The 12,531-nt window shown below is 63.1% G+C and carries 14 protein-coding genes; 6 read left to right on the top strand and 8 right to left on the bottom strand.

Annotation, left to right across the window (positions count from 1 at the left end; translation table 11 throughout):
• Together NCS28_RS15860 and NCS28_RS15855 are read right to left on the bottom strand one after the other, a co-directional pair.
• Positions 1 to 828, bottom strand: coding sequence for an OmpA family protein (locus tag NCS28_RS15860; protein ID WP_250514706.1), 828 nt, complete (start codon positions 826 to 828; stop codon positions 1 to 3).
• Positions 829 to 955: 127 nt separating this feature from the next.
• Positions 956 to 1,597: a DUF2968 domain-containing protein gene (locus NCS28_RS15855; protein WP_250514705.1), complete on the bottom strand. Its 642-nt coding sequence runs from the start codon at positions 1,595 to 1,597 to the stop codon at positions 956 to 958.
• Positions 1,598 to 1,611: 14 nt separating this feature from the next.
• Between NCS28_RS15855 and NCS28_RS15850 the strand changes: the two genes are divergently transcribed.
• The 4 genes from NCS28_RS15850 (at position 1,612) to NCS28_RS15835 (ending at position 4,608) form a co-directional block, all read left to right on the top strand.
• Entirely contained in the window at positions 1,612 to 1,908 is a 297-nt protein-coding gene (locus NCS28_RS15850; protein WP_250514704.1) for a hypothetical protein, read from the top strand.
• 494 nt (positions 1,909 to 2,402) lie between these two features.
• Complete coding sequence (locus tag NCS28_RS15845; RefSeq protein ID WP_250514703.1) at positions 2,403 to 3,914, top strand: ATPase domain-containing protein; 1,512 nt, start codon at positions 2,403 to 2,405, stop codon at positions 3,912 to 3,914.
• Complete coding sequence (locus tag NCS28_RS15840; protein ID WP_250514702.1) at positions 3,911 to 4,267, top strand: response regulator; 357 nt, start codon at positions 3,911 to 3,913, stop codon at positions 4,265 to 4,267. The genes NCS28_RS15845 and NCS28_RS15840 overlap by 4 nt, the downstream gene beginning before the upstream one ends.
• 86 nt (positions 4,268 to 4,353) lie before the next feature.
• The gene (locus NCS28_RS15835) at positions 4,354 to 4,608 is read left to right on the top strand and encodes a CsbD family protein (RefSeq protein ID WP_250514701.1); all 255 of its coding nucleotides are present in this window, start codon (positions 4,354 to 4,356) and stop codon (positions 4,606 to 4,608) included.
• A gap of 77 nt (positions 4,609 to 4,685) precedes the next feature.
• Here NCS28_RS15835 and NCS28_RS15830 read toward each other — a convergent pair whose 3' ends face one another.
• The 3 genes from NCS28_RS15830 to frc all read right to left on the bottom strand — a co-directional run bounded on the left by NCS28_RS15830 (position 4,686) and on the right by frc (position 7,578).
• The gene (locus tag NCS28_RS15830) at positions 4,686 to 5,372 is read right to left on the bottom strand and encodes a hypothetical protein (protein ID WP_250514700.1); all 687 of its coding nucleotides are present in this window, start codon (positions 5,370 to 5,372) and stop codon (positions 4,686 to 4,688) included.
• 11 nt (positions 5,373 to 5,383) lie between these two features.
• Positions 5,384 to 6,172: a fumarylacetoacetate hydrolase family protein gene (locus NCS28_RS15825; RefSeq protein WP_250514699.1), complete on the bottom strand. Its 789-nt coding sequence runs from the start codon at positions 6,170 to 6,172 to the stop codon at positions 5,384 to 5,386.
• Between the two features lie 143 nt (positions 6,173 to 6,315).
• Positions 6,316 to 7,578, bottom strand: coding sequence for a formyl-CoA transferase (gene frc / locus NCS28_RS15820; protein WP_250514698.1), 1,263 nt, complete (start codon positions 7,576 to 7,578; stop codon positions 6,316 to 6,318).
• Between the two features lie 574 nt (positions 7,579 to 8,152).
• Between frc and sucC the strand changes: the two genes are divergently transcribed.
• Positions 8,153 to 9,343, top strand: a complete 1,191-nt coding sequence (sucC, locus tag NCS28_RS15815; protein ID WP_250514697.1) for an ADP-forming succinate--CoA ligase subunit beta — start codon at positions 8,153 to 8,155, stop codon at positions 9,341 to 9,343.
• 12 nt (positions 9,344 to 9,355) lie between these two features.
• Positions 9,356 to 10,228, top strand: a complete 873-nt coding sequence (gene sucD / locus NCS28_RS15810) for a succinate--CoA ligase subunit alpha (protein WP_250514696.1) — start codon at positions 9,356 to 9,358, stop codon at positions 10,226 to 10,228.
• An 88-nt stretch (positions 10,229 to 10,316) separates the two neighbouring features.
• Here sucD and NCS28_RS15805 read toward each other — a convergent pair whose 3' ends face one another.
• The 3 genes from NCS28_RS15805 to NCS28_RS15795 all read right to left on the bottom strand — a co-directional run bounded on the left by NCS28_RS15805 (position 10,317) and on the right by NCS28_RS15795 (position 12,399).
• Positions 10,317 to 11,060, bottom strand: coding sequence for a GntR family transcriptional regulator (locus tag NCS28_RS15805; RefSeq protein ID WP_035502489.1), 744 nt, complete (start codon positions 11,058 to 11,060; stop codon positions 10,317 to 10,319).
• Entirely contained in the window at positions 11,050 to 11,271 is a 222-nt protein-coding gene (locus tag NCS28_RS15800; protein ID WP_051079075.1) for a hypothetical protein, read from the bottom strand. Before NCS28_RS15800 ends, NCS28_RS15805 begins: the two co-directional genes overlap by 11 nt.
• A 114-nt stretch (positions 11,272 to 11,385) precedes the next feature.
• Positions 11,386 to 12,399 carry a 2-dehydropantoate 2-reductase gene (locus NCS28_RS15795; protein ID WP_250514695.1) on the bottom strand — a complete coding sequence of 338 codons (1,014 nt, stop codon included), beginning with the start codon at positions 12,397 to 12,399 and terminating at the stop codon, positions 11,386 to 11,388.
• Between the last annotated feature and the right edge of the window lie 132 nt (positions 12,400 to 12,531).

The raw sequence follows: 12,531 nt of genomic DNA, 5'->3' as shown, positions 1-12,531 counted from the left end.
TTACGGCGTGAGCGTGACTTCCACGCGACGATTCTCCGCACGACCGACGCTCGTAGTGTTCGACGCGATCGGCTTCGACTTGCCGAATCCCTTCAACGCGTAATTGTCGGCATGCAGGCCGCGTTCTTTCAGATACGTGAGCACGGCCTGAGCGCGACGCTGCGACAGAGCGACGTTATAGGCATCCGGCCCGGTCGAATCCGTATAGCCTTGGACCGTCACGGATGCGAAGTTCGCGCCTTGCGATTCGGCGACGAGCTGATTCAGAACGCCCTTCGCCTTCGGCGTCAACGCAGCGCTGTCGAAGGCGAAGTTGGTCTTTTCGTCCAGCGAGATCTTGCGCGCCGCGGGGGCCGCTGCCTTGGCGGGGGTCGTCGGCTTGACGGAGTCCGCCTGCGGCTCGGATGCCGGCGTAGCGGGAGCCGCCTGTGCCGGTGCTGGTGCCGGTGCCGGCGCCGCGCAATTGAAGATCACGCTGCGGGGATCGTTGGATGCCTGTGTGCCGACGAGCGTTTGGAGCACATTCACCTTCTGATTGCCGCACATCTTCTGAGCGGCGGTCATGCAGGCGCCGCCGTTCTCGAAAACGCCGTAGCATTCGGCGCGGTAGGCCTTTTGGCCGTCCGTCGTCTGGATCTGGCTAATATTGAACGCCGGTCCCGTAGTGGAGGAGCAACCCGCCAGTGCAGCAGCGGCGATAAGACTAACGGCAATGGTTTTAGTGAGCAATTTGGTGTACATGCGAGTCAATTTGAAAGCGCGAAGCCGCTGAAAGCGCGCCTTGTTTCCAGGCCTGGGTTCATCCCCAAAGGCGGCAGGCAGATTCATGATTCGATTTCGGATGCGTTCGACAATCGATGAGCATCCAAAAGCTGCGGGATTGTAGCCCGACGATTCGCGCGACTTAAGCGGACAACTCCCAAATCGAGAGGTCGGTCACGCGTGTTCAAAGCGCCTATTTGAGCGGCGCGGGGAGATCGCCGTCGGACTGCTTTTGCAATTCCTGCACGCGGATCTGCAGCGCGCGAAGCTGCGCCTGCGCGGCGGCCTGTTCGGTGCGCAATTCGCGGATCGCGTTCTGCTGCTCCGCCTGATAGCTCGTCACTTGGCCTTGCTGCGCGCGAGCGATATCGAGGTCCGCTTGCAGCCGATTGGCGCGTTCCTGCTGGGCGGAAATCTGCTTGTCGGCATACGCTTTTTCCGCTTCGAGCTTGATTCGCTTGATTTCCGCATCGGCAAGCGTGGTCGATGTTTTCGCGAAATCCGAATAGACCGTTTCAGCGCGCCCGTCATTCTGTGTTTTGAACACGCGCCAGATATTATTTTGCTGAAACAGCACAACGTAATAAGTCATCTGCTCGGGATAATACGAAAGACTCGCGCCGTAACTGCCATTCGACGTCTTGCGCAATTCGACGATCTTCCCGGCGGCAATCAGATTCCGTAGTTCGCCGACATCGCCATTCGTCGTGGTCGCCGTGTCCGGTACGTTCGACGAAGGGCCAGCGCGCATATCCCCGGCGGCGCAGGCTCGTGGGAGCGGCACGAGCAGACTCGCGGCAAACAGCACGATTTGCGCAATCACCACACGCTTCATTGCGATTTTCCGTAATGGCAAAGCACATCGCTCATAAAGGATTATGGCGCTGTAAAGCCGACGATTCCAGACGATCGAAAATCGCTAATTCCACCGCAATGAAAACGCGCGGGCTTCAAGTCGTCGGCTGTCGTTTCGAGCGCTCTTGCAGCAATCGCGATTCGCTCGCGCTGCGCACGGTTTCGATCGGTTTGAGGATGCGCGAATCGCCCTGTTCTGCGGGCATGCGCGAGAAAATGTCGCGGTCTTCACGGAAATCGAACGGCGCGGCCGACAGAATGCGCGCGTCGGGCAAAGGCTCGACGGCATGAACCGGCCCGGCGGACGTGGCGAAAAACACGACAAAGCTGGCAATGAGCGCAAGAGCGCCCGGAATCGAGTGCGAACGGTGCATGGCAAGGAGAAGGCAAGTGAGGGCGCGCGAGCGCCGGAAAAGGAGCGGCCGGAAGAAACACACGGCGTCTGTGTGCAGCATGGTTCGGTATTTCAACAGCCGTCGCGCTGTCTGCCCATGAGAGAGTTCTCAAAGAATTCTTGTCGACAGGCAACTTCGCCCATCGGCTGGCGCGATCGGGCGTGGAAAATGCGAGCCAAAGGCGTCCGCTCGCACGCGCAAAGCACGGCCAGCGCGCGCCTCGATAGTCGCAAGGGCAGCGCAGATAAGGGCTCGAAAACGCAAGGAACTGCGCGCGGAAAGGCACGGCGGCGGAGTTCATCGGTACAGCGGGCGGCCACAGCTTGCCAAGAGTCAGCCATAATGCGCCTTCGCAAAAATGCCGGATCGCCTAGTAAAAACGAAAATGCCATGACTCAAGACGACAAGCACTCGACCGATCAACCCCGGCAGCCCGCCGCCAGCGACGGCAACGTGACCACCGGCGTCGCGGGCCTGGACGAGATTCTGGGAGGCGGCCTCGTCGAGGGCGGCCTGTATCTGATCGAAGGAATGGCGGGCGCGGGCAAAACGATTCTGTCGTCGCAGATCGGCTTTCACCGCGTCGCGCAGGGCGACATGGTGCTGTACATCACGCTGATCGCCGAATCGCATACCAAGCTGCTGTCTCATCTGCGCGGTCTCTCGTTCTACAACGCCGACGCCATCTCCGACCGGATGCTCTTCGTTTCCGGCTATCACGAGCTGATGCGCGACGGCCTGTCCGGCTTTCTCTCGCTGATCGCCGCGACCATCAAGACGAGCCGGCCGCGCTTCATGGTCATCGACGGATTTCGCAGCGCGCGCGAATTCAGCTCGACGGAGCTCGAACTCTCGCAGTTCATCCACGAGCTTTCGGCGTTCGTGAGCGCCGCGCGCTGCACGACGCTGATCCTCGCGCCGCTGTCGGGCAACGAACCGCATCCGGAACACACGCTGGTCGACGGGCTCATCGAGCTGAACCGATTCAACACCGGCATGCGGCGCGCCCGCGAGATCGAGGTCCACAAGCTGCGCGCCCGCGATCATCTTCTCGGCAAGCACTTTTTCAAAATCACCGAGGACGGCCTCGTGACCTTTCCGCGCATCGAGGCGTCGCCTGCGAACGATCGAGGCGTGCCGGACTTCACGAGCAGACTCGGCTTCGCGTTTCCCGATTTCGACCAGATGCTCGGCGGCGGCGTCGTGCGCGGCTCGACGACCACGCTGGTCGGACCGTCGGGCGTCGGCAAGACGTTGGTCTCGCTCAAATTCCTGCAGGCGGGCGTGGAGCGCGGCGAGCGCGGCGTGTATTTCGGCCTGTACGAATCGCCCGAGCGGCTGCTTGCAAAAGCGCAGTCGGTCGGCATCGATCTCGCGCCGGCCGTGCAGGACGGACGCCTCATGATTCACTGGCATCCGGCTGTCGAACTGGCGATCGACGAACTCGCGTTCGAGTTGCTGAACGCGGTCAGGAACTCGAACGCGTCGCGGCTCGTCGTCGACGGTATCGACGGATTCTTCCAGTCCGCGAACCGCACGGCGCGCTTCGGGCTCTTTCTCAACGCGCTCATGCACCGCCTGCGCGACGCGGGCGTGACCACCATCCTCACCGAGGAACTGCCGCTTTACGGCGATGCCGGGCTGCCCACGACGCTGCGCGCGTCCGCGATGACGGAGAACATCGTGCTCATGCGTTACGTGGAGGCGAATTCGTCGCTGTATCGCATGGTGTCGATCGTCAAGCAGCGCGAAGGCTCGCACGATTCGGCGATTCGCCGTCTCACCATCGACTCGCGCGGCCTGCATATCAGCGAAGGCTTCATTGGTCCGACGGGTCTGTTGTCCGGACACCCGTCGATCGCGCCCGCGCTCTCCGTGTCGGACCCCGGCGCGCGCGCATGAAAAAGATCCTCGTAGTCGACGATGAATTCGACATTCTGACCACGTGGCGGCTCGTGCTCGAAATGGAGGGCTACGAGGTCTCGACCGCGTCCAACGGACGCACCGCGCTCGATTCGGCGCGCTCGAATCCGCCCGCGCTCGTCATCACCGACTGGATGATGCCGCACATGGACGGCGTGGAGCTGATCCGCCAACTGGCCGCGAGCGATGGGCTCGCAGGCGTGCCGGTGATTCTCATGAGCGCGGCCGCCCACGCGCCGGCGCTCGAACATCCGCACGCACAGTTTCGCCGCAAGCCGCTTTCGATCGACGATCTCATCGATGCCGTCGAGCGCCTGATCGGCCCGGCCTGAGCGACGGTAGGCACGCCGCGTGCTGTAAAGGTTCGTTCCGGCGAATCCGGACTCACGAGAAACCGCTCAACCCGAAGGGAGGCACCATGGTGCAGGATCAAGTGGAAGGCGTGGCACAAAAAGTCGTCGGCAAGGTGCAGGACACGGTCGGCGCACTGACGGGCGATGAAGCGACGCAAGCCGAGGGCAAAGTGCGGCAGGCGTACGGCAATTTGCAGCAGAGCTACGGCCAGACCGTCGACAACGTGCGCCTCGCGGTCGCGAACCAGCCGCTGCAAGGCGTGCTGATCGCCGCGGCGGTCGGTTTCGTGCTGGGCGCGTTGTGGAACCGTGATCGTTGATGCGCTGATGCGCGGCTTGCCGCGCGCATGAAGCATCGAGATGAAGCCGGCGCGGGAGACTGCGCCGGCTTTGTCGTTCATGGCGCCTCGCGCACGACGCCGACGAGCGCCGATGACCGTGCGCAGCCGATGGCGATCGTGACAGCCGCCACGACGAGCGCGCCATGCGCGCCGCCGATCGCCGCCGCGACGGCGAGTCCGCCCGCCGCCACTGCGCTCAAGAGGCTCGCGGCGGACGAGCCCGCGCCGCCGCCCAACGCGAGCGACAAGTGCGCACCGATGAGCGCAACCATCGCAACGACCGACACCACCGCGAGCGCGCCCGGTTGCGCGCCGAGCACGTAGGCGAGCGCCGCGCACGCGCCCGCGCAGGCGAGATGCAGCGGCTGGAAGGTCATGCGTTCGCGGCTCGCGCGCTTGAAGATCAGATGACCCAGCGCCGCGATCGCGCCGCCCGCCAGCACCGCTTGCGCGCCATTCGCACCCGGCAGCACCCATGCCACGAACGCGATCGTCGCGAGCAGCGCGCGCATCGATGCACTCGACGCGCTTAGGCCGGATCGATATCCGGCGAATCCCGCGACGGCGGCAAGCAAAAGCGCGGCGGCCGTCGGCGCGATGGCGGCTGCCGCGCCGCTCGCACCGGCCGCCAGGATCAGCACCGCGCCCGCTTCTCCCAACGCACGCGAACGCGCCCCGCGCATCGACGAGCCTGCCGACAGCGCCGCGAGCACGCAGAGCGCGCCGGCCAGAGCATCGGACATGCGTCGCTCCTTCAGGCGGCCAGCACGTTCGACAGCGTGCCGATGCCCGCGATCGACACATCCACGCGCGCGCCGTCCTTGATCGAGCCGACGCCGATCGACGTGCCGCACGCGATCACGTCGCCCGGCACGAGCGTCATGTCTTGCGACAGCATGCTCACTTGCTGGGCAGGCGAGAAGATCATGTCGTCGAGCGGATAGTTCTGCCGCTCGACGCCTTCGAGCGTCGTGACGACGTTCGCGGCGCGCCAGTCGAAGCCGTTACCCGGCGTGACAATCGCGGGCCCGAGGCACGTGAACGTATCGAAGCCCTTCGAGCGGCACCATTGCGCGAAGTTGGGATCTTCCTGAAGCAGTTCGATCGCGGTGACGTCGTTCACGCACGTATAGCCGAAGATCGCGGCCTCCGCTTCTTCGACCGACGCCCCGTTCACCGTCTTGCCGATCACGATGCCCAGTTCGCCTTCATACGCGATCTTGCCTTGATAGCTCTTCGGCCGGCGAATCGACTCGTTCGGCCCGATCACCGACATCGGCGGCTTGATCAGAAAGAGCGGATGCTGCGGCGGCGCTTTATCGAGCTTCTGCGACAGCGCGTAGTAGTTGTTCCACAGCGCGATGACCTTGCTCGGCTGGCAAGGCGCGAGCAGCGTGAGATCGTCGGCGGCAAAGGAGATGTCGGTCGGGCGCGGGCGGTCGAAGATCGCGCCGTCGTGCTGCACGACGCGGCCCGAGTGCTGATCGAGCGTGCCGAAACCGATGCTGCCGCCTGCATCGCGAAAACGAATCCAGTGTGTCAAATCTGTCTCCTAGTGAAGGAGCGCGGGCGTACGTGGCCCGCGCTCTCGTCCCCTCCTCCTTACATCGGATCGGACCCGCGCCGCGAGCCCGCTTGTGCTTCGCGACGAGCGCCGTCGGACATCGCCCGTCAGCGATACGACGATCAGATCGCGCCGAGATTTCTCAGCGTGGCGACCTGGTCTGGCGTATAGCCGAGTTCGGCCATGACCTCGTCCGTATGCTCGCCGAGCAGCGGCGAACGCACGACCTCCGTCGGGCTGTCGGACAATTTGATCGGATTGCCGACCGTGAGATATTTGCCGCGCACCGGATGATCCACTTCGACGACAGTCCCGGTCTTGCGCAGCGACGGCTCTTCGGCGATCTCCTTCATCGAGAGGATCGGGCCGCACGGGATGTCGTGCTTGTTGAGGATTTCCATTGCCTGGAATTTGGTCTTCGACATCGTCCAGCGCTCGATTTCGTCGAAGATGTCCTTCAGATGCGGCAGGCGCGCGTTCGGCGTCTTGTAGTCGGGGTGGTCGATCCATTCTTCCTTGCCGATCACCTTGCAGATTTCGCCCCATACCGGCGCCTGCGTGATGAAGTAGATGTACGCGTTCGGATCGGTTTCCCAGCCCTTGCACTTCAGAATCCAGCCCGGCTGGCCGCCGCCCGACGCGTTGCCCGCGCGTGGCACCGCTTCGCCGAACGAGCCGTTCGGGTACTGCGGATACTCCTTCATCACGCCGGTGCGCTCAAGCCGTTGCTGGTCGCGCAGCTTCACGCGGCAGAGGTTGAGCACGCCGTCCTGCATTGCGGCGAGCACTTTCTGGCCGCGTCCGCTCGTGTTGCGCTGATACAGCGCGGTGACGATGCCGAGGGCGAGATGCAGACCCGTGCCGGAATCGCCGATCTGCGCGCCGGAGACCGTCGGCGGACCGTCGTCGAAACCGGTCGTCGAGGCCGCGCCGCCCGCGCATTGCGCGACGTTTTCGTAGACCTTGCAATCCTCATACGGTCCCGGGCCGAAGCCCTTGACCGACGCGACGATCATCCGCGGATTCAACTCCTGGATGCGCTCCCACGTGAAGCCCATGCGATCGAGCGCGCCCGGCGCGAAGTTCTCGACGAGCACGTCGCATTTCTTCACGAGCGTCTCGAGCACCTTCTTCCCTTCGGGATTCTTGGTGTCGATGGTGATCGAGCGCTTGTTGTGGTTGAGCATCGTGAAGTAGAGGCTGTCGGCGTCGGGAATGTCGCGTAGTTGCTCCCGCGTGATGTCGCCCGCGCCCGCGCGCTCCACCTTGATGACATCGGCCCCGAACCACGCGAGCAGCTGCGTGCAGGTCGGGCCGGATTGAACGTGCGTGAAATCGAGAATGCGCACGCCGTCTAGCGCCTTGCCCGAAGTGTTCACCGTCATGGCTTGTCTCCCAAAGTCTTTCGTTCGACGTTTATAGGTTCACGTTTATTGGTACATCGTCTGCGCCGTCGTGCCGGACGCGGTACATCCGGCAGCAGATTGCCGACGTTGCCACGCTTTTAAGCGTGCCGTAGCGGATCCGGTTCATCGCGGGGCTGTTGCCGAAGCGGTTCGCTGTTTCCATAAGGAAGTCATGGACAACGCACCGTTGCGAAATTACAGGGTACTGCTTTCTTGAGGTCGGTTAGCCCGTCAATCTCCAATGCTGCGCCAACGCCGAGATCCATCGTTCACGTGATATACAATATTCCACACACAGTATTAGTCAACTGTAGACTGATCGGCAAAAACCCTTTGATGCGCTGCATGATCGGCTGGAACGCTTTCGGTTCCTCTCGCTCGCGGCTATCTATGTTGCATCGCGTCAATCGCTGCGCTAGGGCGGAATTCCTCAAAGAACCGTTTAACGTCGGGGTGAACGCCCGAAAAGTTTTTCTCGTGGTGAAATCTGATATACAGTATTTCATCGTGCACGAAGTGGCGCGCATCCGATCTGAGAACATCAGGAGACGCAATGAACATCCACGAATATCAGGCGAAGACGCTGCTGCGAAAGTACGGCGTCGCGGTTCCAGAGGGCCGCGTCGCCTTTTCCGCGCGGGAAGCCGCCGACGCGGCGCGCGCGATCGGCGGACCCGTCTGGGTAGTGAAGTCGCAAATTCACGCGGGCGGCCGCGGCGCGGGACGCTTTTCGAACGATCCGAACGGTAAAGGCGGCGTGCGCGTCGTGAAGACGGTCGACGAGGTGCGCGAGAACGCGCAAAAGATGCTCGCTTCGGTGCTCGTGACGAAGCAGACCGGGCCGGCGGGCAAGGAAGTGAAGCGTCTTTATGTCGAGGAAGGCTGCGATATCGCGCGTGAGCTGTATCTCGGCATGCTGGTCGATCGCGCCACGTCGCGCATCACGATCATGGCGTCTACGGAAGGCGGCATGGAAATCGAGGAAGTCGCGCACCGCACGCCGGAGAAGATCCTCAAGGTCGCGATCGATCCGGCGACCGGGCTGCAACCCTTCCACACGCGCCAGATCGCATTCGGACTCGGTTTGAGCGGCAAGCAAGTCGGCGCGGCGTCGAAATTCATCACCGCGCTGTATCAGGCGTTCGTCGATCTCGACGCGTCCATCGTCGAAGTGAATCCGCTCGTCGTGACCGGCTCCGGCGACGTGATGGCGCTCGATGCCAAGCTCAATTTCGACGACAACGCGCTCTATCGCCATCCCGACATCGAAGAGCTGCGCGACGAGGACGAGGAAGATCCCGCCGAAATCGAAGCGGCGAAGCACGGCCTGAACTACGTGAAGCTCGACGGCAACATCGGCTGCATGGTGAACGGCGCGGGTCTCGCTATGGCCACGATGGACATCATCAAGCTATACGGCGGCGAGCCGGCCAACTTCCTCGATGTCGGCGGCGGCGCGACGCAAGAGCGCGTGGCCACCGCGTTCAAGCTGATCCTGCGCGACCCGAAGGTGCAGGGAATCCTCGTCAACATCTTCGGCGGGATCATGCGTTGCGACGTGATCGCGCAAGGCGTAGTCGCGGCGGCGCGCGAAATCGACCTGCGCGTGCCGCTCGTCGTGCGCCTCGCCGGCACGAATGTCGATGAGGGCCGCGAAATCCTGCGCACCTCCGGCCTCACGATCATCCCCGCCGACAATCTCGCCGATGCTGCCGACAAGATCGTCAGCGCAGTCGCTCGATAAAAGGACCACGACATGAGCGTCTTGATCAGTAAAGATACGAAAGTCATCTGCCAAGGCTTCACCGGCGCGCAGGGCACGTTTCACTCTGAGCAGGCGATCGCGTACGGCACGCGCATGGCCGGCGGCGTGACGCCCGGCAAAGGCGGCACGACGCATCTGGACCTGCCCGTGTTCGACACCGTGGCCGATGCGGTCGCCAAAACCGGCGCCGACGCATCCGTCATCTATGTGCCGCCGCCCTTCGCCGCCGATGCGATCCTCGAAGCCATCGACGCGCAGGTGCCGTTCATCGTCTGCATCACGGAAGGCATTCCGGTGCTCGACATGCTGCGCGTCAAGCGCGCGCTCGCCGGCTCGAACAGCCGGCTCGTCGGCCCGAACTGCCCGGGCGTCATCACGCCGGGGCAATGCAAGATCGGCATCATGCCGGGGCATATTCATCGGCCGGGGAAGATCGGCGTCGTGTCGCGTTCGGGCACGCTCACATATGAGGCCGTCGCGCAGACGACCGCCGCCGGGCTCGGGCAGACGACTTGCATCGGCATCGGCGGCGATCCGGTGAACGGGACGAACTTCATCGACTGCCTTGCGCTTTTTCTCGAAGACGACGCCACCGAGGGCATCATCATGATTGGGGAGATAGGCGGATCGGCGGAAGAGGAAGCCGCGCGATTCCTCGAGGACGCGAAGACGAAAAAACCGGTGGTGGGCTTCATCGCCGGGACGACCGCGCCGCCGGGACGCCGCATGGGTCACGCGGGCGCTATCATCTCGGGCGGCGCGGGCACGGCGAGCGCGAAGATCGATGCGATGAAGTCGGCGGGCATCCACGTCGCGGATTCGCCCGCCGCGCTCGGCGAGACGATGGTCCGCGCCTTACGCTAGCCGCGCTGGCTCGAACGAGCCCGAACGCAAAAAAGGCTGCGCGGCAAACACCGCGCAGCCTTTTCATTACTCGTACCTCAAACCGCCATCAATCCAGAAAGTCGCAATTCGCCTCGACGAACGCCGCCAGATCCAGCGAATGCTGCTTCACGAGCCGCTCGACCAGTTCCGTATCGCGCTTCTCCAGCGCCTCGATGATGCGCATGTGATCGACGATCGAACGCGACGCCCGGTCGCTCTGCGAGATGGTCATCTTACGGATCGCGCGCACGTGCACGAAGATGTTCTTGATCGTCTCGAAGATGATCTCCGACTTCGACAGACGCACGATCGCGGAGTGGAACGCGATGTTCGCATCCGAATACTCGTCGATGTGCTCGGCGGGCGTCGAGTCGCGGAAATTGTCGAACATGTGGCGCAAGTGGGCGATTTCCTCGTCCGTCGCGCGCTGCGTCGCGAGCCGCGCCGCCATGCTCTCGAGCGCCGCCCACATATGGATCATCTCGACGATCTCGCGCTTGGTCTTGCGCAAGATGTACACGCCGCGGCGCGGCACCGTGCGCAGGAAGCCTTCCTGCTCGAGCAGCGTCATTGCCTCGCGGATGGGCGTGCGCGAGACGCCGAGCGCCTCGGTCAGCTCTTTCTCGTCGAGGCGGATTTCTTCCCGCGAGCGGTAGATGTCCGCCTCCGCGATCGCCTGCCGCAGCTTCGCATACGCCTGATCGCGCAGCGAAACCGTGGCATTGATCGGCTCCAGCGAAAGCGTGAGCCCTGACGGACGAACGTCGGGGCGAACTTCCGGCCTATCTACGGATTGAGTATCAGATGGCATTGATGGCTTGATTTCCCAAGTGCGGACGGCGAGCGTCGACACGCTTGCCCGAACCGCCGTTTTGGTCGTCCGCCGCGAGACCGGCAAACCGACCGTGATCCTGTGCGCGCTGCAGCATGCTCTGCGGCACCGCTGACGCAATCATAAACGTAACACCCACACCCACGGCAACCAGCGCGAATCCGACAACAACCAACAGGGCGATGCTCATCTCAGGCTCCAGTCAAATCACTCAAGAGCCCTCAGTATATGCTGCATTGCAGCAGTACGCAACATATTTTGCATCTTGTATATCAGAAACAACGCTGGTGCCTTCGTGTGCAGTTTAGGCGGCTTTTTGAGATTGCGGGAGCGGCAAAGGCTTCGCCGGGCCCTGGTTCACGCCCTCGCGCAGCTTGATCAATGCGAGAACCGCATCGAGCATCGGCGTTTCGACGTGAACCAGACGGCCGATTTCCTGCACGACGGTCATCAGCGGATCGATTTCCATCGGGCGTCCGGCCTCGCAGTCCATCAGCATCGACGTTTTGTGCGCGCCGACCGCGCCCGCGCCGTTGATGCGCCGCTCGACGTCGACGCGGAAATTCACGCCGATCCTGTCGCCGATGGCCTTCGCCTCCAGCATCATGGCCTTCGAGAGCGCGCGCGTGCCGGGATCGCTCGTCAGCACGTCGAGCGTCGCGCCGGTCAGCGCGCTGATCGGGTTGAAGCACAGGTTGCCCCAGAGCTTCAGCCAGATTTCGTCGCGGATGTTGTCGCGCATCGGCGCTTCCATGTCCGCCTTGGCCATCATGTCGTGCAGCGCCTGGAGGCGCGGCGTGATTTCACCGCTCGGCTCGCCGATCGGAAACTTCTTGCCGTAGTGATGCTCGATGACGCCCGGTTCCGCGATCTCCGCCGCCGGCAGCAGCACGCAGCCGATCGCGCGCTCGGGTCCGAACACGTCCCACTGCCGCCCGCCGGGGTCGACGCTCTGCAACTTCGTGCCTTCGAGCTCGCCGCCGTGCTTGTAGAAGTACCAGTAAGGCAAACCGTTGACGGCCGTGACGATCGCCGTCTCCGGGCCGAGCAGCGGCGGAATCAGGTCGACGACGCCGGGAATCGAATGCGCCTTGAGCGCGATGATCACGTAATCCTGCGGGCCGAGTTCGGCGGGATTGTTCGTGCAGCGCACCTTGACGACGTGCTCTTCACCGTCGATCCGCAGCTTGACGCCGTTTGCCTGCATGGCCGCGAGATGCGGTCCGCGCGCGACGAAACTGACGTCCGCTCCGGCGCGCGCCAGTTGCGCACCCATATAGCCGCCGATCGCACCGGCGCCGTACACGCAGATTTTCATGGTTCGTCTCCTGAGGGTTGTAGCTTTATATCCTTCTGATATACAAGATACTACATTCGGTATCGAGCAACGACAAGGCGAATGTTCGCCTGGGACGAGCGGAAACCCGCATGCGCAATGCGCGCCGCGAGT

Source organism: Caballeronia sp. INDeC2 (genome assembly GCF_023631325.1).
GTDB lineage: Bacteria > Pseudomonadota > Gammaproteobacteria > Burkholderiales > Burkholderiaceae > Caballeronia.
Note: the sequence above shows the minus strand (reverse complement) of the source record. Positions and strands in the feature narration are given on the sequence as shown.